Annotated in this window: 23 protein-coding genes and 1 pseudogene; 15 read left to right on the top strand and 9 right to left on the bottom strand. The window is 71.1% G+C overall.

Features of this window, described 5'->3' with window-relative positions; all coding sequences use genetic code 11:
- Nucleotides 1-4 precede the first annotated feature (4 nt).
- From ABD691_RS25945 to ABD691_RS25915, 7 genes are all read left to right on the top strand, one after another.
- A complete protein-coding gene (locus tag ABD691_RS25945; protein WP_344684027.1) occupies nucleotides 5-379 on the top strand; it encodes a hypothetical protein in 375 nt (124 codons plus the stop codon).
- Nucleotides 380-390: 11 nt separating this feature from the next.
- On the top strand, nucleotides 391-981 hold the full coding sequence (locus ABD691_RS25940) for a DUF3558 domain-containing protein (RefSeq protein WP_344684026.1): 591 nt from the start codon (nucleotides 391-393) through the stop codon (nucleotides 979-981).
- A gap of 33 nt (nucleotides 982-1,014) precedes the next feature.
- Nucleotides 1,015-2,343 (top strand): PPE domain-containing protein, encoded by a 1,329-nt coding sequence (locus ABD691_RS25935; RefSeq protein WP_344684025.1) that lies wholly within the window; start codon nucleotides 1,015-1,017, stop codon nucleotides 2,341-2,343.
- A 175-nt stretch (nucleotides 2,344-2,518) separates the two neighbouring features.
- Nucleotides 2,519-2,899 carry a hypothetical protein gene (locus tag ABD691_RS25930; RefSeq protein WP_344684023.1) on the top strand — a complete coding sequence of 127 codons (381 nt, stop codon included), beginning with the start codon at nucleotides 2,519-2,521 and terminating at the stop codon, nucleotides 2,897-2,899.
- An 81-nt stretch (nucleotides 2,900-2,980) separates the two neighbouring features.
- Nucleotides 2,981-3,604 (top strand): WXG100 family type VII secretion target, encoded by a 624-nt coding sequence (locus tag ABD691_RS25925; RefSeq protein WP_344684021.1) that lies wholly within the window; start codon nucleotides 2,981-2,983, stop codon nucleotides 3,602-3,604.
- An 8-nt stretch (nucleotides 3,605-3,612) separates the two neighbouring features.
- The gene (locus ABD691_RS25920) at nucleotides 3,613-3,975 is read left to right on the top strand and encodes a YbaB/EbfC family nucleoid-associated protein (RefSeq protein ID WP_344684019.1); all 363 of its coding nucleotides are present in this window, start codon (nucleotides 3,613-3,615) and stop codon (nucleotides 3,973-3,975) included.
- A gap of 50 nt (nucleotides 3,976-4,025) precedes the next feature.
- Nucleotides 4,026-4,643 carry a hypothetical protein gene (locus tag ABD691_RS25915; protein ID WP_344684017.1) on the top strand — a complete coding sequence of 206 codons (618 nt, stop codon included), beginning with the start codon at nucleotides 4,026-4,028 and terminating at the stop codon, nucleotides 4,641-4,643.
- Between the two features lie 26 nt (nucleotides 4,644-4,669).
- Here the strand turns inward: ABD691_RS25915 and ABD691_RS25910 are convergent, their stop codons facing one another.
- On the bottom strand, nucleotides 4,670-7,624 hold the full coding sequence (locus ABD691_RS25910) for a sacsin N-terminal ATP-binding-like domain-containing protein (protein ID WP_344684015.1): 2,955 nt from the start codon (nucleotides 7,622-7,624) through the stop codon (nucleotides 4,670-4,672).
- Nucleotides 7,625-7,797: 173 nt separating this feature from the next.
- A complete protein-coding gene (locus ABD691_RS25905; RefSeq protein WP_344684013.1) occupies nucleotides 7,798-8,634 on the bottom strand; it encodes a DUF3027 domain-containing protein in 837 nt (278 codons plus the stop codon).
- A 78-nt stretch (nucleotides 8,635-8,712) separates the two neighbouring features.
- Here ABD691_RS25905 and ABD691_RS25900 point away from each other — a divergent pair, with 78 nt between their 5' ends.
- The 4 genes from ABD691_RS25900 (at nucleotide 8,713) to ABD691_RS25885 (ending at nucleotide 12,744) form a co-directional block, all read left to right on the top strand.
- Nucleotides 8,713-9,555, top strand: a complete 843-nt coding sequence (locus ABD691_RS25900) for a glutaminyl-peptide cyclotransferase (protein WP_425565160.1) — start codon at nucleotides 8,713-8,715, stop codon at nucleotides 9,553-9,555.
- 39 nt (nucleotides 9,556-9,594) lie between these two features.
- Nucleotides 9,595-11,202, top strand: a complete 1,608-nt coding sequence (locus ABD691_RS25895) for an MFS transporter (protein ID WP_344684010.1) — start codon at nucleotides 9,595-9,597, stop codon at nucleotides 11,200-11,202.
- A gap of 9 nt (nucleotides 11,203-11,211) precedes the next feature.
- Nucleotides 11,212-11,688 (top strand): DUF2771 family protein, encoded by a 477-nt coding sequence (locus tag ABD691_RS25890; protein ID WP_344684008.1) that lies wholly within the window; start codon nucleotides 11,212-11,214, stop codon nucleotides 11,686-11,688.
- Between the two features lie 105 nt (nucleotides 11,689-11,793).
- A complete protein-coding gene (locus tag ABD691_RS25885; protein WP_344684007.1) occupies nucleotides 11,794-12,744 on the top strand; it encodes a glycoside hydrolase family protein in 951 nt (316 codons plus the stop codon).
- Between the two features lie 215 nt (nucleotides 12,745-12,959).
- On the opposite strand, the gene ABD691_RS25880 is transcribed toward ABD691_RS25885, so the two are convergent.
- Complete coding sequence (locus tag ABD691_RS25880; RefSeq protein WP_344684005.1) at nucleotides 12,960-13,352, bottom strand: cold-shock protein; 393 nt, start codon at nucleotides 13,350-13,352, stop codon at nucleotides 12,960-12,962.
- A gap of 330 nt (nucleotides 13,353-13,682) precedes the next feature.
- On the opposite strand from ABD691_RS25880, the gene ABD691_RS25875 reads away from it, so the two are divergent.
- Nucleotides 13,683-13,904 carry a hypothetical protein gene (locus tag ABD691_RS25875; protein WP_344684003.1) on the top strand — a complete coding sequence of 74 codons (222 nt, stop codon included), beginning with the start codon at nucleotides 13,683-13,685 and terminating at the stop codon, nucleotides 13,902-13,904.
- Here the strand turns inward: ABD691_RS25875 and ABD691_RS25870 are convergent.
- Nucleotides 13,846-14,472: an HAD family hydrolase gene (locus ABD691_RS25870; RefSeq protein WP_344684002.1), complete on the bottom strand. Its 627-nt coding sequence runs from the start codon at nucleotides 14,470-14,472 to the stop codon at nucleotides 13,846-13,848. The genes ABD691_RS25875 and ABD691_RS25870 overlap by 59 nt on opposite strands.
- A 28-nt stretch (nucleotides 14,473-14,500) precedes the next feature.
- Nucleotides 14,501-16,120: an AMP-binding protein gene (locus ABD691_RS25865; RefSeq protein ID WP_344684000.1), complete on the bottom strand. Its 1,620-nt coding sequence runs from the start codon at nucleotides 16,118-16,120 to the stop codon at nucleotides 14,501-14,503.
- Between the two features lie 119 nt (nucleotides 16,121-16,239).
- Between ABD691_RS25865 and ABD691_RS25860 the strand changes: the two genes are divergently transcribed.
- From ABD691_RS25860 to ABD691_RS25850, 3 genes are all read left to right on the top strand, one after another.
- Entirely contained in the window at nucleotides 16,240-17,013 is a 774-nt protein-coding gene (locus ABD691_RS25860) for a PhzF family phenazine biosynthesis protein (RefSeq protein WP_344683998.1), read from the top strand.
- Between the two features lie 141 nt (nucleotides 17,014-17,154).
- Nucleotides 17,155-17,553 (top strand): YccF domain-containing protein, encoded by a 399-nt coding sequence (locus ABD691_RS25855; protein WP_344683996.1) that lies wholly within the window; start codon nucleotides 17,155-17,157, stop codon nucleotides 17,551-17,553.
- Nucleotides 17,554-17,647: 94 nt separating this feature from the next.
- Nucleotides 17,648-17,947 (top strand): hypothetical protein, encoded by a 300-nt coding sequence (locus ABD691_RS25850; protein ID WP_344683994.1) that lies wholly within the window; start codon nucleotides 17,648-17,650, stop codon nucleotides 17,945-17,947.
- A gap of 3 nt (nucleotides 17,948-17,950) precedes the next feature.
- Here the strand turns inward: ABD691_RS25850 and ABD691_RS25845 are convergent, their stop codons facing one another.
- The 4 genes and pseudogenes from ABD691_RS25845 to ABD691_RS25830 all read right to left on the bottom strand — a co-directional run bounded on the left by ABD691_RS25845 (nucleotide 17,951) and on the right by ABD691_RS25830 (nucleotide 20,629).
- On the bottom strand, nucleotides 17,951-18,715 hold the full coding sequence (locus tag ABD691_RS25845; RefSeq protein WP_344684045.1) for an HAD-IIA family hydrolase: 765 nt from the start codon (nucleotides 18,713-18,715) through the stop codon (nucleotides 17,951-17,953).
- Nucleotides 18,716-18,741: 26 nt separating this feature from the next.
- Nucleotides 18,742-19,308 (bottom strand): TOBE domain-containing protein, encoded by a 567-nt coding sequence (locus tag ABD691_RS25840; RefSeq protein WP_344684044.1) that lies wholly within the window; start codon nucleotides 19,306-19,308, stop codon nucleotides 18,742-18,744.
- A 39-nt stretch (nucleotides 19,309-19,347) separates the two neighbouring features.
- Nucleotides 19,348-19,770, bottom strand: a pseudogene (locus ABD691_RS25835) (ATP-binding cassette domain-containing protein); the annotation flags it as partial.
- Between the two features lie 88 nt (nucleotides 19,771-19,858).
- Nucleotides 19,859-20,629: an ABC transporter permease gene (locus ABD691_RS25830; RefSeq protein WP_344683992.1), complete on the bottom strand. Its 771-nt coding sequence runs from the start codon at nucleotides 20,627-20,629 to the stop codon at nucleotides 19,859-19,861.
- Between the last annotated feature and the right edge of the window lie 368 nt (nucleotides 20,630-20,997).

The following is a 20,997-nucleotide window of genomic DNA, read 5'->3' as shown; positions in this document are numbered from 1 at the left end:
GAACGTGTTCGACAGCGCGCGCTCTGCGGTGATCCACACCGCGGTCAACGCCGGTGGCGTCGCCCAGCAGGCGTCTTTCTCCGTCGACGTCGACAGGATCCCGGCACTGATCACGCAGTACAAGGAAGCCCGGGACAAGCTGGCTTCGATCGTGCCCAAGGCCACCCGGCTGGGGACGATCGTCGTCCCGCCCGGCGAGGACGAGATCAGCGGGCAGCTCACCAAGGCGCTGAACCAGATGGCCGGTGGCAAACCGGGCAGCTTGCTCGAAGCCGTCAACGACGGGATCAAGAGGCTGAACCACCAGATCGCACAGCTGGAAGCAGCCCTCCGCGACTACCAGGCCGCCGACGAGGCCGCGACGCCCAGCCAGGCATAAGGAAGAGCAACGTGCTACGACGCCCAGTACTGGTCACCCTGTCCCTTGCCGCCGCCTTGAGCCTGTCCGCCTGCGCTCAGGGTGGTTCCGGGAGCACGACGCCGCCCGGCACCGGCGACAGCGCCCCCACGTCCGAGTCGAACGCGGCCGACCCCGCGCTGAAGGTCGAGGCGCCGCTGAACCTCAAGGCCGTCAGCGATGGCTGCCAGCTGCTGACCGACGGGCAGTTGGCCCAGCTCGGCGGCGGAGGCGCCCCGACGCCGTTCGACACCGAATGGGGTCAGAAGGGCTGCACCTGGACCAACGACGCCGTGGTCATCGAGGTCGCACCGGATTCGAAGCAGGGCGGCGGCTTCTCCCGGATCCAGCGGAACAAGAACAGCTTCCTGACCTACGCCGAGACCAAGGTCGCCAACTACCCCGCAGCGCGGGTCAACCAGGCGGAACTGCTGTGCGGCGTAGCAGCCGGAGTCTCGGACGAGGACACCGTTCTCGTGAGCGTCACCCGCTACAACAGCGACGCTCCCCAGCACGCCGACCCGTGCGCCTTCGCCGAGAAGGTGTTCACCGAGGTCATCAAGAACATCCCGCCCCAGAGCTGACCGCAGCTCACCGAAGCAGGAGGGAGGAACCCCGTGGTTTTACCGGCACTCGTCATCGGAGGCACGCTGCTCGCTGCCCCGAGCGACAGCGGGAACACCGACGAGATCATGAAGGAAGTCGGGTTCAACCACCCGGAGAAGTACGGCCAGATCCACGGCGGCAAGGACGTCGGGCCGCTCCACACCGCAGTGGACGTCTGGCAGGGCGACATCGCCAGGGCGTTCAACGACGTCTCGGAGATCCTGAGCAAGGCCAACAGCGACGCCCAGCTCGCCTGGACCGGTCAGGCCGCCGAGCAGCACGGCAACTCGACGAAGCCGATGGTCCAGTTCGTGGACGACTCGAAGACGGTCTCCGAGCAGGTCGCGCAAGCCGCGCAGCAGCAGATCGGCAACTTCTCGGGCGTCAAGAACGGCATGCCGGAGCCGGTGAAGGTCGACGCGACCGACAGCCTGCTCGAAAAGGGCGGTGCCTGGCTGGTCGGCGGTGAGACGGACCTGCAGAAGCAGGAGCGCGAAGCGACCGCCAAGGCCGAAGAAGCCAAGCAGCACTACAACAACTACAGCGACAACGTGGCTGCCACGTCGTCGTCGCTGCCGACCTACCCGATGGCGCCGGAATCGACTTTCGAAGCCGGTCACGGCGGGTTCCAGCAGAACCCGACGATCAGCTCGCCGACCAACCCGGGTGGTGGCGGCAGCACGCAGCCGATCGGTGACGGTGGCGGGTCCGGTAGCGGTGGTTCCGGTTCTGGCAGCGGATTCGGGTCAGGTTCCGGTGGATCCGGCGGGTCAGGTTCAGGTTCGGGCTCCGGTGGCTCCGGTGGCTCCGGCGGTTCCGGCGGTGGCCTCCCCGGCGGCGGCTCCAGCGGTAGCGGCTCGACGGGGCCGGCCGGCAGCGAGTCGTCGTGGTCGACGCCCCCGAGCACCACCGGCCCCGGCCCCATCACCGGCGGTGGCGGGACCGGTCCGAACCCCGGGCCTGGCCTCGGCAACGGCTACATCCCCGGTATGCCCGCGGGCGGAGGCACGGGCACCGGGTCCGGCGTCGGCTCCGGCGGACGTGGTGGCGCCGGTGGTCTCGGTTCCGGACGCGGTAGCGCTCTCGGTGCCGGTGGTCGTGCCGGTATCGGCGGGCTCGGTGGCGTCGGCGGTGCCGCGGGCACGACCGGTTCCGCGGGTGCGCGCGGTGGCGCCGGCGCCATGGGCGGCGCGGGTGCGCGCGGCCGTGGCCAGGAGGGCGAAGAGGACCTGGAGCACGAGAACAAGTACTGGATCGACACGGACGAGGCTTGGGACGACCTGGGGCTGCCCAAGGTCGCTCCGCCGGTCCTGGGCGACTGGGGCAACGAGAACCGCTGACCCCCGCTCCGCCCGCTGGCCGCGCACCGCTCCGGTGCGCGGCCAGCGCCTTTCTCACCCCAACACAAGCCTTTCCAGGCTTCGCTGGCCTGATCGAGTGAACCAGCCCGATCAGTCCACGCAGATCAGTTCGTTCTGGATACCGTGCCCTTGCAAATTCGATCAAGGGAAACCCATGAATGACTCCATCAGAGCCACATATGAGGTCATGATCGCCACATCGCAAAAGCTGCACGCTGCGGTGGCGACAATCAGACCGGAGGGCACGGACTTTCAATCCGCCGCGGCACTCGAAGACGCAGTTCCACCACCCACCGAGGACCAGTGGGTCGTCAATCCGCTCGAATCGATGCACATGGAGATCGCCTCCCAGATCAGGGGATCCTACCGCGACGCACTGGCCGCAGTGGACGAATTCACCAGGAACGCGGCAGCGATTCTCGAGGAGACCGCGGTCAACGTCAAGAAGTCAGCTGGCGAGTACATGGCCAGGGAGGCACGTGCCGGCCAGGACTTCGACCGGCTCCGCGGCGAGATCGATCAGAAACCGGGCTGACCAGAGCTGAACACCTTCCTTCAACTCGGAGGCGGACACTTGAGAAACCCCCTGGACCACGTTTCAAGTGACTTCTGGCAGGTGACCAAGGATTTCGACACTCTCTGCCTGATGATCCCCGAAAAACCAGGGCCAGGACAGGCCTTGAACCCGATCACGGGCCAGCTCGTGGCCATTCGAGAGATTGACATCGCCAGGATCAAGAACGTGGCCGACCAGTCCTGGGGTGGCGACGACGTTTCCGGCAGTCTCAAGCATGCTGCTGAACAATCAGTGCAGATGATCAACGATGCGAAGGCGTACGCCGCTGAGGGATGGCATGGCAGGGACTTCGTAGCGTTCACCGAACGGCTGGAGTCCCTGCGGAAAGCCATCGAGAAGGCGATAGAGCCTGCGGAGGAGATGGCGGAAAGCCTCAAGAAACTCGCTTCAGCCCTCGAGGAGACGCTAGCGGACACGATCACCACCATCGCCGGATTCGGCGCTCTGATTTCAACCCTGGTGGGCGTTGCTTCGGCCGCAGCCGTCATACCCGAACCCACCGTCAGCAAAGTGGTCGCGCTGGTCGCCGCAATATTGGCGGCAGTTTTCAGCGCAGTTTCCTTCGTAGGCGCCATCCTCAAGGGCAACGAGACCCGGCAGAAGGCAGCAAGCGCAGTAATCCAAGAGTGCACCGACACGGTGAACGCACTCAAGGCCGGTTAGGAGCAGCAGTGGACGCCCAGGTCAGGATCGAGCAGGCGATGGATCAGCTCAGCAGGAACCTGCAGCGAGCCAAGGAAGACCCACAAGCCGTCCTGGAAGGGAAGTTTTCCGGAACTTCGCCTTCTGGAGCCGTCACGGTGTGGGTTGATTCATTGGGACGAGTCGACCACATCCGCATCGAGCCGGATGCGTTCTCCAGCGGCGGCGAAAAATTCATCATGGATGAATTCATGGCGGCCAACTCCTCTGCCAGGCGCGCGGCGGAAAACCTGGAATTCGAAGACACCGGCGCCGGCTCAAGAACAACCACCACCGGAGAAGCAGAACAGTACGACGAGGTGCCACAAAGCTTCCTCGAATCAGGGTACTGAGCCAAGCGGAAGATGTTCAGCACAGCTATCCGGACGAGCGAGGACACAGCGTGCCAAGACTGACTGCAAATACCCGTACCCCAATCCTCCTGATCGCTGTATTCCTGCTGGCTTCGTGCTCGGGCCGGGCACCCGCCGAGCCCGGGTACCGAGAACTTCCCAATCCGTGCCAGCTCGTCGGGCCGCCGTCCGCAGCCGACCTCGTGGGCCCTGCTGAATCCGAGCTGAGCGGCTTCGACGAGCCCGATCCCGAGGCCAAGAGCACCTCTACCTCACAAGCATGCGTATGGGACAGCAGGGCAGCGCCTGGCTGGGGCGAGATAGTGCTGGTGAATCTTCGCGTCCAGGTCACGATCCACCTCCTCCAGGATGGCTCACCAGCTGTCGAACCGGCCAAGGACAGCAGCCAGTTGCAAGAACACTCGATGCAGGCCGCCCCTCCACCACTGGCGCTCGGAGATCAGTCGTTCGTCCGGTACACCGACCAAAGTGGAGTTCAGACGAGTTCCTTCTACTTCAGGAAAGCCAACGTCGAGGTCACCGTCCACTATCGCGGCCAAGGAGAAAACTTCACCGGAGCGGAAGTGAACAAGCCGCGCGAGGAGCTCGAGAACGCCGTGCACGGCGTCGCAGCAGAGGCACTCGAAAAGCTCGGCCCACCCAAGTGACCCACGCCCGTGTCCCGCTGACCCGATCACCGCAAGAGCGTCGTGGCCTCCGGATCGGCGAGCAGTGCGGCGAGTGCGAAGCGCTCACCCCAGCGGCCTGCGGCCCAAGCCAGGGCGCGGCCGAGGCCGTCCGGGGTTCGCTCGGCGTGGACGTTGCCTGCGGTGTCGACCCACCAGTGCACGCGGTGGTCGGTCGTCGCGGTCTGGACTCGCAGGGTGTCGTGCAGGGTGACCTGGCCTTCCGGGATCACGACGCCCAGGAGTTCGCAGGTCGTGGCCACGCGGCCGACCTCCGGCCAGCGTTGGGTGCGGCCCTGGCCGCGGACCTGCATGGCGTTCTCCTCCGACGCCAGCGGTAGGTCGAACAGCTCCGCCAGGGCTTCCGCGTCGTACTGGTCCGGGCTGCCGCCCGAGACGATCAGCGGCGCGTCCAGGACGCCCAGCATCCACGGCTCGTCGAGCACCGCGGCGCGCTCCGCGCTGACCACCGCGCCGGACACCGATCGCACCGCCTGCGGCGGGTCGATCTCCGCCGGGTCGATCAGCGCGCACGCCACCGCCTCGGCCAGCGCGCGGTGCGCGCGCAGCGCGGTTCCCGCGCGGATCGGGCGGTCCGGGTCGCCGAGGCGCTCCATCAGGTCGATCGCGTCGTCGACGTCGTCGACGCGCATGGTGTCGCGGACCCCGGCCAGGCGCAGCTGTTCCGCGTCCAGGCCGACGTCCGGGACCGGGTCGTAGATCCCGGCGATCTCCTCCGCCTCCGGCAGCCGCCAGTGGCGCGGCGGCCTGCCGGACAGCGCGGCGAACCGCGCGATCCACCAGGCCGGGTAGCCGTCCGGGTCCTGCAGGGCGCGGTAGGTGTCCGCGTCGCCGGTGAGCAGGCGGATCGCGGCGGGCCAGGCGTCCTCGGCGACCAGGTCCAGGTCCCTGATGCCGACGAACCTGGCCGGGGGCCACTGCTCCGGCCGCGCGTCCTCCTGCTCGATCCACCACTGCTGCGCGTCCGCGAAACCCGCGTCCGCCTCGGCGGGCTCCTCCTCGACGACCACCACAAACGAGTCGACGACACCGACCGAGCGCAGCAGCCCGGCGGGCCAGCGCGCCGCGAAGTCCGCGTCCAGCACGCCGAGCGGCGCTTCCTCGGACAGCACGTCCAGCAGCGCCGCGTCGGGCAGCAGGAGTTGGTCCGCGCGGCGGAAGTCGCCTTCGGAGTCCGGCAGCGCCAGCGCGCCCAGCCAGTCGCGCGGCTGCGCCTTCTCCACCAGCCCGAGGACCGCCTCGGCCAGCCGCCCGGTGTCCACACCGGACCGCGCGTCGGTGACGCTGCTGCGCACGGCTTCCTCCAACGCGGGCGAGTCCAGCAGCTCCGCCGGTCCCGCCGCGTGCGCGCCGAGCTGCTCCAGCAGCGGGTGCGTCGCGTCGGGGTGCGCGATGCGCAGCCCAGAGATGTCCAGTGTGGACAGAATGCCCGCGGGGTCGGAGTCCGAACTCAGCAGCACGTCCCGCACGCCCGTCACGGTGCGGCCGTCGGCGAGCGGGACCGGCAGCGCCGTGAACTCCTCACGGGCGCGGGGATCCTGGCTCACCAGCGGGCGCAGCGCTTCGTAGAGCCGGTACCACCACGAGGGTTCGCGTTCGAGCCCGGTGACCGCCTGCACCAGCTCCGCCGCACCGAGGCGGCCCACCTCCAGCGCGCTCAGCGCTTTCTTGTGGCGCGCCTCGGAAAGCTCGGCGGTCAGCAGTCCGGGAACCGAGTCCCGCAGCAGCTCCACCAGGTCCGGCAGCGGCTGGTCGAGCACCCGCGCCTCCAGCGGGGCGACCGCCGCGCCCGCCGCACCCGGCAGCCAGGACTCCACCCGCAGCCGGTCGCCCACCGCCTGCCGCAGCTTGTCGTCCACATCGGACGCCGGGAAGCCCGGCAGCGGGACCAGCGCCGACCGGTGCTCGGCCGCGACCTTGCCGACCAGCTCCGGGTAGCTCTCCGCGGCGAACACCAGGATCGCGTCGACCGCCGCCGACGTCGACACCCGCCTGCGGTCGGCCTCCATCGGCACACCCGCCAGCAGCCGCGCGGGCAGCGACAGCCGTTCGTCCGTCGGCGTCGGCGCGTGCAGGACGTCCCGGTCCAGGGGCCGCGGGACGCCGTCGGCGTCGATCGGCAGCGCCCAGCACGCCCACCACGCGGTGTCGCCCCTGGCCTCGACGCCGAGCCCGGTCAGCTCCGACTCGGCGAGCCTGCCGGAACCCCGGTGCACCAGCCAGCGCTCGCTGCCACCGGGACCGTGCACGACCAGCCGGTCCGCCGACTCGTCCTCGCGCCGCCAGCTCTGCTCGCCGATGTGGATCTCGGCCAGCGCGGGCAGCGCCAGCAGCAGATCCGCCGCCTGCTCGGCGAAAGCGGCCAGCAGCGCTTCGGGGTCGATCCCGGGCCGCAACGGCAGCCGGACCTCGGTGGCGAAGCCCTCCGGCGGCGCGGCCTCGACCGGCCACACCAGCCGCAGCACCGGCACCTCTCCGCCGCGGGCCGCCAGCTCCTCGGCCGGTCCGGGCAGCCGCGCGGCTTCCTCCCGGGTGCGCTCCGCGGAGAACAGGACCCCGCCGGAGGCCGACACGACCCGCGGCTCGTCGGTCACCGCGAGCACGGCCGCGAAGCCCACGCCGAAGCGGCCGACCGCCGCGCTGCCGCGCTTGGCCGACGCGCGCAGCGAGGCCAGGCCCGCCACGCCCTCGGCCGTCAGCGGCGCGCCGGTGTTGGCCACGCGCAGCTCGCCGTCGACGACGCGGACCCGGAGCACTCCGCCCTCGCCCGCGGCGTCCGCCGCGTTCTGCGCCAGCTCCACCAGCAACCGGTCGCGGTAGCCGCCGAGGCGCAGGTCCTCCTCCGCGTTCGCGTCCTCGCGGAAGCGCGTCGGCGACGCCTCCCACGACTGGAGCACGGACCGCCGCAGTTCGGCGGTCCCGAAAACGTCCGGTGCGTTCACCTTCGCCACGATTCCCATCTGGAAGCCCGGCTCGACGCCGGGCGGCTGCGGTGCGGGACTCAGCGCGAAAGGGCCCGCGAGTCGCTGGAACCCACGGGCCGGCGTTCGTCGGCGGTGTGGCGGGGTCGCGCTGCCCGCACCGCTGGGCAGAACGACCCCGGCACCCCCGAAGATCAGCCGCGTGGCTCGTAGTCGAGGGTGGCGTCGTCGTAGACGACCTCGGCGACCGGCACCGTGGACGAGGTGTCGACCTCGGCCTGGGAGTGCGCGCCGCAGCCGAACTCGACGTGCACGACCCGCCCGTCGGCCGGGGCGATCTCGTTGGCGCAGACGCCGAAGGCCGCGCCCATCGAGCCCGCCAGCTGCATGAAGAACCCGCAGGTCCCGCAGTTGCCGGGGGCCAGCCGGGCGATGTCGGAGCGGGGGCCGAAGTCGCCGGCGTGCCAGCGCTCGGCGGCCTCCGCGCGGCCCTCGCGGCTGAGCACCCGCTCGCGTCCGAGCCCGACCTCCCTGGCCAGCGACTCCACCGCCGGGTCGTCGCTGGCGAGGTAGCCGGGCGCGAGCCTGGGGTCGTCCGGGCCGCTGGGCAGCAGGTCGCCCGCACCCAGGTCGCCGGGGCGGATCCGCTCGCTCCACGGCACCCACTCGGGCGCGGTCAGCGCGTTCGGCCCGGGCAGCAGCACGACCTCGCTGACCGTGACCTCTTCACCGGGCACGGCGGCGACCGTGACGGCCCACCGCCAGCCCACGTAGCCGGGGTAGTTCGACTCGAAGTGGTGGGTCACCGCGTGCGGGCCCTCTGGCTCGAAGCCGACGTGCGCGCCGACCGGGTCGCCACCACCGGCGTCCACGGTGAGCACCGGCGAGCCGATCGGGTCGGCCCCGGGCGCAGCCTCGTCCTCCGCCGCGGCGCGGGCGATGTCCACCGCCTCGACGAGCGCGGGGTCGGGGCGCAGGATCGCGCCGCCGGCCTCCACTGGGTCGTCGAACGACGCGCCTGGGCTGGTCATCGGAGCAGGCATAGGCGTCACATGCTCGATTGTGCCGTACGGGGTCGGCGACGCCTGCGCCCGTGTCAGGCTTTCGGGGTGCGGTTCTTGTTGACAGGACGTGGGCTGGCCGGTGTGGTGCTCTTCTGCTGTCTGGGGCTGGTGGCGTGCACGCCGCAGGTACCAGCGCAGCACGACGGCGAGAACCACCGCGAGCAGTCCGATCAGGGCGTTGGGCACGCGGGAAGCCTGCCACACCTTCGAGTCGAGGTGACCAACGTGCTCCCGCACGACCGCTCCTCATTCACCCAGGGACTGGAACTGGTCGGCGACACCCTCGTCGAGGGCACCGGCACCTACGGCGGCTCGGTGCTGCGGGCGCTCGACCCGGCGACCGGCGCCGTGCACCGGGAAACCCGGCTGAGCCCGGAGCTCTTCGGCGAGGGAATCACCGTTGTGGGTGACCGTATCTGGCAGCTCACCTGGCAGGAAGGGGTCGCGATCGAGCGCGACCGGGCGACGCTGGCCGAGCTGCGCCGGGTGGCGTACCAGGGCGAGGGCTGGGGGTTGTGCCACGACGGATCGCGGCTGGTCATGAGCGACGGCAGCGCGCGGCTGACGTTCCGGGACCCGGTGACCTTCGCGCCCGCCGGGGAGGTCACGGTCCGCGCGGAGGACGAGGAGGTCGGCGAGCTCAACGAGCTGGAGTGCGCGGGCGGCGCGGTGTGGGCCAACATCTGGGGCAGCGACGAGATCGTCCGGATCGACCCGGCGAGCGGCCGGGTCACCGCGGTGGCCGACGCGTCGGGGCTGCTCGCCCCGCACGAGCGGGCCGGTACCGACGTCCTCAACGGCATCGCGGCGATTCCCGGCACGGACGAGTTCCTGATCACCGGGAAGTACTGGCCGCACCTGTACCGGGTCCGGTTCGTCCCCCGGTGACGAACCGGCGGGCGACCGGCGTGAGGCAGGATTGGCGGCATGGGTTCACGGCGTGATCAACAGTCGCGTGGACGCGCGGGCTGGGGCGCCGGTCAGCGCGGCAGGCGCGGCCAGTACGAGCAGCGGGGCGGGACCGGGCGCGGCGAGGAGGAACGGCCCGCCGAGCACGGCTTCGACGCTCCCCCGCGCCGGTACCCGTGGCAGGAGGACCCGGACTACTCGCGCCGCGTCCGCCCCGGCCTGCCGCCGCTGCCGCCGGACCACCACTCCTACGACTCCGACGACGAACCCGAGGAAGAGGCGCCGCGCGGCACCGCGCCGCCGCGCAAGCTGACAGTCACCCGCGTCGCTGCGTGGCGCAGCCGCGACCTGACGCAGCGCGCGGTCCGCCTGTTCATCTCCGCCGCGCACGCCGACGGCGCCGACCGCTCCGGACTGGCGAAGTTCATCTACGCGGTCATGGGCAACTACGCCGTCGACGCCGCGATGGCGGTGGCGCTGGCGAACACGCTGTTCTTCTCCGCCGCGACCGGCGAGAGCAAGGACAAGGTCGCGCTCTACCTGCTGATCACGGTCGCGCCGTTCGCGGTGATCGCGCCGGTGATCGGCCCGGCGCTGGACCGGTTGCAGCAGGGCAGGCGGCTGGCGCTGGCAGCGTCGTTCGGCATCCGGGTGCTGCTGGCGGCGGTGATGGCGCTGAACTTCGACAGCTGGCTGCTGTACCCGGCGGCGCTGGGCTGCATGGTGCTGTCGAAGTCGTTCGGCGTGCTCAAGGCCGCGATGACACCGCGCGTGCTGCCGGACGCGATCACGCTGACCACCGCGAACTCGCGGCTCACCACCTTCGGCATGGCCGCGGGAGGCGTGTTCGGCGCGGTCGCGTCGGGGTTCGCGTGGCTGCTCGGTTCGGAGGGCGCGCTGTGGTTCATGGCCGCGATGGCGGCCGTCGGGGTCTGGCTGTGCCTGCGCATGCCGGGCTGGGTGGAGAGCACCGAGGGCGAGGTCCCGGCCACCATGAGCGCCCACCCGCGCAAGGCGAAGCGGAGCCCGCTGAGCGGGCACGTGGTGGTGGCGCTGTGGGGCAACGGCGGGATCCGGGTGCTGACCGGGTTCCTGACGCTGTTCGCCGCGTTCGTGATCAAGCAGACCACCCAGCAGGAGCCGTTCATGCAGCTGGTGCTGCTGGGCATGGTCGGCGGCGCGGCGGGGATCGGCAGCTTCCTCGGCAACGGCGTCGGCGCGCGGATGCGGTTCGGCAAACCGGACCGGCTGATCGTGGCCTGCCTCGGCAGCGCGCTCGCGGTCACGGTCTGCGCGGCGGTGCTCGCCGGGCTGCCGATGGCGGTGGTGGTCGGCCTGGTCGGGGCGACCGCGAGCGCGCTGGCGAAGGTGTGCCTGGACGCGGTGATCCAGCGCGACATGCCGGAGGAGTCGCGGGCGTCGGCGTTCGGCCGGTCCGAGACGGTGCTCCAGCTGAGCTGGGTGTTCGGCGGTGCGCTCGGGGTGCTGCTGCCGCCGGTGTTCTGGGTCGGTTTCACCGTCGTCGCGGTGCTGCTGGCGCTGGTGCTGGCGCAGACCGTGCTGGCGGGTCGCGGTGGCAGCCTGCTGAGGTTCGCCCGGCGGCAGCAGGTCGCGGCGGCACCGTAGGCTCGGTACGTGTTCCGAGGACTGAAACCGCTCCTGCTGATCGGTGCGGGCGCGCTGCTCGCCGGCTGCGCCGCGCCGAGCGAACCGCAGGTCACCTTCTACTCGCACGGCACCTCGGTGGAGGTCGCCCCTGCCCAGTACTGCGAGGCCACCGGTCAGACCTGCGCCCCGCCGCCCGAGGACCCGACCGGTGAGCTGCGGGTACCGGGCCGCGAGGTGCTGCAGATCTCGGTGCCCGGGGAGGTCGCGAGCACCCCGTGGCAGGTCGCGTTCATCTACCGGACCGCGGCGGGCGAGGAGATCGGCGGCAAGACCGCCGTGTTCACCCCCGGCGACCGCCACGCGTACACGCTCCAGCTGCCGCCGGACGGCGTGGCTCTGGAGCACGTCGAGGTGCAGCAGTTCTCGGCGCTGCTGACGCCCGGCACCGAGGGCGGCGTGGACTTCGTGATCAGCGGAAGCTGGATCCTCGACGTCCGTCCCTGACCTCGGGTTTCGCGCGGTCGGCCGATGCTCGTCGGCGTTTTCGCGGCTACTGTTCGAAGTTCAGCTCTGCTCTGCGAACCACTGGATCGGCAGAAGGAGCACGCCGTGGACGGTTCCCGGGTCGACCGCAGATCGTTCCTCGCGCTTTCGGCAGGTGCCGGCGCCGTGCTGCTGGGCAGCGGCTCGGCGTCGGCCCGGGGTCGTCCGGCCGTGCCCGCGGCCGGTGAGTTCGTCCGGATCTACGATCCGAGCGAGGACGTGCCCTGGTACATCAACGATCACTGCCTGGTCCGGGCCGACGGCTGGCACCTGTTCGGGATCACCCACGAAGAACCCGCGGACCCCGAGAACGAGCACCTCTTCGCGCACGCCACCGCGCCGTCGCCGCACGGCCCCTGGCGCAAGCGGCCCATGGCGCTGACCGTCGATCCCGGCTACGGCGAAACCCACCTCTGGGCTCCGCACGTCGTACCGCACAACGGGACGTACCACATGTTCTACGCGGGCGGCGGCCACGACCGGACCCGGACGGCGATCAACCTCGCGACGTCGACGGACCTGTTCACCTGGACCCGCCACCCCGGCGGTCCGCTGTTCCACGACGGGTACGAGGCCCGCGACCCGTTCGTGACCCGCATCGGCGGCCGGTGGGTCTGCTACTACACGGCCACCGACGACCCGTCCGGCGGACACCACGTGGTGGCCTACCGGACCAGCCGGGACCTGATCAGGTGGAGCTCCCGGAGGGTGGCCTTCACCAGCAGCCGGGTGGGAACCGCGGGAGGGGACGCGGAATCCCCGTACGTGGTGCGCCACGGCGGCGACTTCTACCTGTTCGCCGGACCGTGCGGCGCCTACGACGGCACGCCGGAGGGCTACAGCTGCACGGCCGTGTACCGCAGCCCGAACCCGTTCGACTTCCCGCTGGAGAACCGCGTCGCGAAGATCCCGGCGCACGCCCCGGAACTGCTGCACGACTCCGACGGCTGGTGGATCACCCACTGCGGCTGGGGCCAGGGCGGCGTGCACCTGGCCCCGCTGACCTGGCACCCGTGAGCCGGGCAGGCCCAACCAACCCAGCCATCGTCCTCAAGTGGCGAAGCTGCTTAGCCCACCCTGCCAACCGGCACCGCCGCGGGTTCTCAGGCGTTCGCTGGCGAGGACAGCTTTTTCCGTCGTATTGGACATACGTCGGAAAAAGAACCCGCAGCCAGCGGACGCCTGAGGTTCCGCCACCCGCACCGCCACACAGAACGAGCCGATACAGAGATTTACGCGCCGGGGTCGAGTTCGCGGGCCACGGCGCGGACGACCTCACCGATGCGCTTGGAGACCTTGCGGTCGGGGTAGCGGCCGCGGCGCAGGTCGGGCAGGACCTTCAGCTCCAGCAGCTTGATCATGTCGTCGACCATGCCGTGCAGTTCGTCGGCCGGACGGCGGCGCGCCTCGACCACCGAGGGCGGCGGGTCGAGCAGCTGCACCTTCAGCGCCTGCGGGCCGCGGCGTCCCTGGGCCATGTCGAAGTCGACGCGCTGCCCGGTCTTGAGCGATTCGACACCGGACGGCAGCGCGGAGGACCGCACGTACACGTCCTCCCCACCATCCTGGGTCACGAAGCCGAAGCCCTTCTCCGCGTCGAACCACTTGACCCTGCCGGTCGGCACTGTCCTCACCGTTCCCTGTCGTGTCGCGCTCCTGCCGGTCCTGCCGGACCGAACCACAGCTCGTCCCTGCCGCGTCCGCCCGCCGGGGCACCCGCCCCGGCACGACGAAAGCGCCCCGAACGCTCCACGCAGTGACGGTGCCAGACCTGGGCTGGGCCAAGACCTGGCCTGGGCCAGGACGTGACCTGGGCCAGACATGGCCTGGGCCAAGACAAGGGCTGGTGTCAACCGAGCGTGCTCGGGGCGCGTCCTACTCAGGGTACCGGTAACCGCACCGTCATCGTCCAGCCTTCTGCGCGCTGCTTCCGCAGCCCGAATAGGCTGCGACGCATGGCCAGTTCGAGTTCCAGGTCTCCCGTGATGCCGCTGGCGATGGGCATGTTCGGGCTCGGCCTGATCGCGGTCGTCGTCGTGTTCGGCGCCTTCGCCACGGGCGTCGAGGACCTCCCGCTGTGGCTGAACCTGGCGACGCTGCTCGCGCCTGCCGGGCTGATCATCGGCGTGGTGACGAGCATCGCTCGAACCCGGCGAGCCAGTCGGGGAACGCGGTGAGGTCGTCCAGCACGACGTCGGCTCCCGCTTCGGCGAGCGCGCCCGCGTCGTAGGGCCCGGTGGCCACCGCGACCGCGACCGCCCCGGCGGCCTTCGCGCCGACGATGTCGCCGAGGTGGTCGCCCACGTAGACGTCGGCGCCCTCGGCGCGCAGCACGGTGCCCTTGGCCGCGGCGAAGACGTCGCCGCTGAGGTGGTCGACCCGCCAGCCCAGCGCGCTGATGTGCCGGGCCGCGTTGGGCTCGTACTTCCCGGTCACCACCAGGCTCCGGCCACCGCCCGCGCGCACCGCGGCCAGCGCCTCGCCGGCACCGGGCATCGGCTCGGTCACCGGGACGACGACGGCCGGGTACAGCTCGCGGAACCGCTGCACGATCCGGTCGACCAGCGGTTCGTCGAAGTCGTGCCGGGCGCGCAGCGCGTCCGGGAGCGGCGGGCCGAGGTTGGCCGCGAAGTGCTCGCCGTCGAGCGGCACGCCGAACTCCGAGCCGAGCTCGGCGAACGCGCGGACCAGGCCCTCCCGGGGGTCGATGAGGGTCAGGTCCAGGTCGAATCCCACTGTCGCCACCCGCTCAGGTTACGTAGGCGGGTCCGGCTCACTCCGGACCGAGGTCGAGCAGGCGCCGGGCCTGCTCCCGCATCTCGACCTTGCGGACCTTGCCGGTGACGGTCATCGGGAACTCGTCGACCACGTGCACGTAGCGCGGGATCTTGTAGTGCGCGAGCTTGCCGGTGCAGTACTCGCGCAGCGTCTCGGCGGTCAGCTCGGCCGCGCCCTCCCGCAGCCGCACCCAGGCCATCAGCTCCTCGCCGTAGCGCTGGTCGGGAACGCCGATGACCTGCGCGTCGAGGATGTCGGGGTGGGTGTGCAGGAACTCCTCGATCTCGCGCGGGTAGATGTTCTCCCCGCCGCGGATGACCATGTCCTTGATCCGGCCGGTGATGCCGACGTAGCCGTCCGGGTCCATGACCGCGAGGTCGCCGGTGTGCATCCAGCGGCCCGCGTCGATGACCTCCGCGGTCCGGTCCGGCTGCTCCCAGTAGCCCAGCATCACCGAGTAGCCGCGGGTGCACAGCTCGCCCGGCTCGCCGCGCGGCACGGTCAGGCCGGTCACCGGGTCGACGATCTTGACCTCCAGGTGCGGGCCGACCCGGCCGACCGTGGACACCCGGCGCTCCAGCGAGTCGTCGGCCCTGGTCTGGGTGGACACCGGCGAGGTCTCGGTCATGCCGTAGCAGATCGACACCTCCGCCATCCCCATCCGGTCGATGACCTGCTTCATCACCTCGACCGGGCAGGGCGAACCGGCCATGATCCCGGTGCGCAGCGAAGACAGGTCGAAGTCGGCGAAGCCTTGGTGGTCGAGCTCGGCGATGAACATCGTCGGCACCCCGTACAGCGACGTGCAGCGCTCGGCGGCGACCGCGGCCAGCGCGGTACCGGGGTCGAACCCCTCGGACGGGATGACCATCGCGGCCCCGTGGCTGGTGCAGGCCAGGTTGCCCATCACCATCCCGAAGCAGTGGTAGAAGGGCACCGGGATGCACACCCGGTCCTGCTCGGTGTACCGGCACAGCTCGCCGACGAAGAACCCGTTGTTGAGGATGTTGTGGTGCGACAGCGTCGCGCCCTTGGGGAAGCCCGTGGTGCCCGAGGTGTACTGGATGTTGATCGGGTCGTCGGCCGACAGCCGCACCTCGGCCAGCCGCGCGGGGTCGCCGTCGCGGTCGAACAGCCCGTCCCACTGGTCGCGGTCGAGGAACACGACCTGCTCCAGCGCCGGGCACTTCGCGCGGACCTCGTCGACCATCGCGACGTAATCAGACGACTTGAACTCCTGCGCCGAGATCAGCAGCCGGATGCCGGCCTGGTTGAGCACGTACTCCAGCTCGTGCACCCGGTAGGACGGGTTGACGTTGACCAGGATCGCGCCGATCTTGGCCGTGGCGTACTGCACCAGCGTCCACTCGGCGCGGTTCGGCGACCAGATGCCGACCCGGTCGCCCTTGCCGAATCCCGCCGCGAGCAGGCCGAGCGCTAGGGCGTCCACGTCGGACACGAACTCGCGGTAGGTCCAGCGGCGACCGGTGGAGTGCTCGACCAGCGCGTCCCGGCCGGGGAACCGGGCGGCGGTGCGGTCGAGGTTCGCGCCGATGGTGTCGCCGAGCAGCGGCACCTCCGAGATCCCCGACGCGTAGCTGAGTTCCACGGTCATGCGGTCCTCCCGATCGCGGCCTTGGTGAGGCGGTGCCCCGGGGTGAGGCGAACCACTGCATCTTCACCCAGGCGTCCGGCGGAGTCGAGCGTCAGCGGTCTGGCCTAGAGTCCCGGATCATGCGCGCCTACGTCGTCGATTCGTTCACCGACCAAGCCTTCAGCGGGAACCCGGCGGGGGTCGTGCTGCTCGACGCCCCGGCGGACGCGGTCTGGATGCAGTCCGTCGCCGCGGAGCTCAAGCACTCCGAGACGGCGTTCGTGGTGGTCGGCTCCGGTGCCGAGCCCAAGCCGCTGCGCTGGTTCACCCCGGACACCGAGGTCGACCTGTGCGGGCACGCCACCCTGGCGACCGCGCACGTGCTCGGCGGCGACCAGCGGTTCGACACCCGCAGCGGCGTGCTGACCTGCACCGCGGGAGCGGACGGCTGGATCGAGATGGACTTCCCGGCCGACGTGCCCGAGCCGGTCGAGCCGTCCGAGGAGCTGATCGCCGGACTGCCCGGGCTGACCATCGACGAGGTCGCCGAAGGCGTGTCGAAGGTGCTGGTCCAGGCCCGGTCGGCGGCCGAGGTCCGGGCGCTGCACCCGGACTTCGACGCGCTCGCGCAGGTGCCCAAGCAGGGCGTGCTGGTCACCGCTCCCGGCGACACCGACGACGTCGACTTCGTCAGCCGGGTCTTCGCCCCGAGGGTCGGCATCCCGGAGGACCCGGTGACCGGCTCCGCGCACTGCACGCTCGCGGTCTGGTGGGCGCCGAAGCTGGGGCGGACGGAGTTCGTCGGGGAGCAGGCGTCCGCGCGCGGCGGCACCGTCGGGATGGTGCTGCGCGGCGACCGCGTGACGCTTCGGGGACGGGCCGTCACCGTCCTCGAAGGCGACCTGCACGCGTGAGGTTCTGTATCTGAACCGGGTTTGAAGCGGCGCATTTGAAGCGGCACAGCGGGTTCTCGGGGTTCGCTGGCGGGGAAAGTCCCGTTCGCTCCTATGGGAGTCCGAAGCGGCAGGACCGCTTCGGGCTGTCACCCTGGACGCATGAGGTTGTTGCTCAACATCATCTGGCTGGTCTTCGGCGGTCTGTTCATGGCCCTCGGCTACGCGGTCGCCGGTGTCGTCCTCGCGATCACGATCGTCGGGATCCCGTTCGCGATCGCCTCGTTCCGGATGGCCAACTTCGCGCTCTGGCCGTTCGGCAGGCGGCTGGTCGACGAACCTCGGGCGGGCGCGTTCTCGACGCTGGGCAACGTGCTGTGGCTGCTGCTGGCCGGGTGGTGGCTGGCGCTCGGCCACGTCCTGACCGGCATCGCGCAGTGCGTCACGATCATCGGCATCCCGCTGGGGATCGCGAACTTCAAGCTGATCCCGGTCTCGCTGTTCCCGCTCGGCAAGCGCGTGGTGGACGCCGACTCGCCGTACGCGTTCATCGGACGATGACACCCGAACGGTGACATTGGACACAGCCGCGTGTGGTCGCGGCGGTTCCGGACTCTCACCTGGTGTCCGGAAACCAACCGACCAGAGGCAGCACATGATCACGGATTTGGAGTTGGAGCGGGTCGCGGCGGCCATCGAGCGGACGCTGCGCGGGCCCGCCGGGGCGGCGGGCTGGGAGCAGGTCGAGCGGCTTCGGCTCCAGTCCGACCTGCTCGACCGGCTCGCCGCCGCCCAGCGGCACTGGTCGGGTTCGATCAGCCACCGCGCCGAGCTGGTGCGCGACGCCGCCGAGCGGATGGCCGACGAGCTCAACCACGCCCCGGTCGCGCCGCCGCCCGGCGAGCCCGCCGAGCAGGAGTGGGCGCTGCGCAGCGTCCCCTCGCAGTTGCAGTGAAGGTCAGGCGCCGAACGGGTCCAGCACGTGGTCGGTGAGGTCGGCGATCGAGCCGACCACCTTCGTCGGGCGGTACGGGAACAGGTCCGCGGTGTGCGGATCGGAGATGCCCGACAGCACCAGGATCGTCTGCAGGCCGGACTCCAGGCCGGACCGGACATCGGTGTCCATCCGGTCGCCGATCATCAGCGTGTTCTCCGAGTGCACGCCCAGCCGCCGCAGCGCTGAGCGCATCATCAGCGGGTTCGGCTTGCCCACGTAGTAGGGCGCGCGGCCGGTGACCCGCTCGATCAGCGCGGCCACCGCGCCGGTCGCGGGCAGCGTGCCCTCCCGGCTCGGGCCCTTCTCGTCGGGGTTGGTGGCGATGAACCGCGCACCGCCCTCGACCAGCCGGATCGCCTTGGTGATCGCCTCGAAGCTGTAGGTCCTGGTCTCGCCGAGGATGACGTAGTCGGGCTCGCGGTCGGTGAGCACGTACCCGATGTTGTGCAGGGCCGTGGTCAGCCCGGACTCGCCGACGACGAAGGCGGTTCCGCCCGGCCGTTGCTTCTCCAGGAACTGCGCGGTCGCCAGCGCGGAGGTCCAGATCGCCTCCTCCGGCACGTCGAGTCCGGTGCGGTGCAGCCGGGCACGCAGGTCGCGCGGGGTGTAGATCGAGTTGTTGGTGAACACCATGAACGGGATCTCGTGCTCGCGCAGGGCGTTGAGGAAGGCGTCGGCACCGGGAACCATGTGCTCCTCGTGCACCAGCACGCCGTCCATGTCCATCAGGTACGTCCAGGGGGCTGCTTCAGTCACGCACCAGATGATCCTCCGGACAGCGGGTGAATTGCCACCTCTGCGGCCTTGACGACGAACCACACCCGCTCCCCCGGAGCCAGCGCGAGGTCGGCGACGGCGGCCGGGGTGACATCTGCGGCGGGCGCGCAGTCGCCCACCGAACCCCGCACGCGCACCACGTCGCCGCGCGGTTCGAGGCCGGTGACCTGCACCGGGATCGCGTTGCGCGGGCTGCCGCCGGGCAGTTCGCGGTGCACGGCCACCGCGGCGGGCGCGAAGACTGCGGCGGCGGGCTCGCCCTCGTCCAGCGGCTCGGCGACGTGGCCGGTGAGCGTGATGTCACCGAGCGCGAGCGCCCCCGCGGCGGCGGTGCCGGGCAGCAGGTTGAGGCCGGCGATCCGGGCGGTGAACGCCTCCCGGGGCCGGGCCAGCACCTCCCTGGTCGGGCCCTGCTCGACGATCCGGCCGTCGAGCAGCACCACCAGCCGGTCGGCCAGCACCACCGCGTCGAGGACGTCGTGGGTGACCAGCACCGTCGGGTGCTCCTGGTGTTGCAGCACCCGGTGCAGCAGGCCGCGCATCGCCGGCGCGGCGTCGATGTCCAGCGCGGCCAGCGGCTCGTCGAGCAGCAGCAGCTCGGGGTCCGCGGCCAGCGCCCGCGCCAGCGCGACCCGCTGCGCCTGCCCACCGGACAGCTGGCCCGGCCTGCGCCCTGCCAGCGTTTCGGCGTCCACTTCGGACAGCCAGCGCTCCGCGGTGCGCCGCGCTGCGACCTTGCCCGCGCCCGCGGCGCGGGGGCCGAAGGCGACGTTCTCCAGCGCACTCAGGTAAGGGAACAGCAGCGGGTTCTGCGCCAGCAGACCGACACCCCGCCGGTGCGTCGGGACGTGGACCCGGCGCTCGGTGTCGAGCCAGACCCGCTCGCCCAGCTCGATGCGACCGCGGTCGGGCACCAGCAGCCCGGAAAGCGCGGAGAGCAGCGTCGACTTCCCGGCCCCGTTGGGCCCGAGCACCGCCAGCACCTCGCCCGGCCGGACCGCGAGCTCCGCGCTCAGCGCGAAGTCGTCCCGCCGGACCTCGATCTCGGCCCGCAAGCTCATCGCGCCGTCTCCTCCCGGTCGCCGCGCCACGTCACGACTGCCCCTCCACCGCTCTCGGCCGCGCCACCACGATCACCAGCAGGGCGACCACCACGAGCAGCAACGACATCGCGACCGCGGCGTCCACATCGGACTGGGCGGTGGTGTAGATCGCCAGCGGCAGGGTGCGGGTGGTGCCCTGGAGGCTGCCCGCGAACGTGATCGTCGCGCCGAACTCGCCCAGCGCCCGCGCGAAGGCCAGCACCAGGCTCGATCCCAGCGCGGGCAGCATCAGCGGCACCGTCACCCGCCGGAACGCCAGCCAGGGACCGGCGCCGAGCGTCGCGGCGACCTGCTCGTAGCGGGCGCCCGCCGTGCGCAGCGCGCCCTCCAGCCCGACCACCAGGAACGGCATGGCGACGAAGGTCTGCGCCAGGACGACGGCGGCGGTCGTATACGGCAGCCGCACGCCGAAGACGTCGAGCGCCTGCCCGAGCAGTCCGGTCCGGCCCAGCAGGTACAGCAGGGCCAGGCCGCCGACGACCGGCGGCAGCACGAGCGGCAGCAGCACCAGCCCGCGCACCACCCGCATCCCGCGCAGGCCCGACCTGGCCAGCACCAGAGCCAGCGGTCCGCCCAGGACCAGCGAGAGCGCGGTGGAGATCAGGCCGGTCCGCACCGACAGCTCCAGCGCGTCGAGCGCGGCCGGGCTCGTCAGCAGCGCGGGCAGCCGGGCCGGGTCGACCCGCAGGAACAGCCCGGCGACCGGCAGCACGATCAGCGCCAGCCCGAGCAACGCGGGCAGCCACAGCGCACCGGGCACCGCGCCCGCCCGGGACGATCCCCGGGTCCTGTTCCCGTGACCGGCGCGGGCGGACCACCGACCTCGGTTCTCGTGATCGGCTCTAGACAACCGCCACACCCCAGTTCCCGCGGTCGGTCCGGGACGACCGCTGCTCCCGGTTCCCGTGATCGGTCCGGGACGACCGCTGCATCCGGCTTCCGTGATCGGTCCGGGGCGACCGCTGCCTCCGGTTCCCGCGATCGACCTGGGCCAACGTCCGGCTCCCGCAATCGGTCCCGGCCGACCACCGCACCCGGCTTCCGCGAACGGTCCGGGCCGACCACCACACCCGGCTCCCGAGATCGGCCCCGGCCGACCACCACATCCGGCTCCCGCAGTCGGGCCGG

Origin of the sequence: Saccharopolyspora taberi, assembly GCF_039534165.1 — a bacterium.
GTDB lineage: Bacteria > Actinomycetota > Actinomycetes > Mycobacteriales > Pseudonocardiaceae > Saccharopolyspora_D > Saccharopolyspora_D taberi.
The sequence above is the reverse complement of the archived record's forward strand: the minus strand, read 5'-3'. Positions and strand labels throughout refer to the sequence as shown.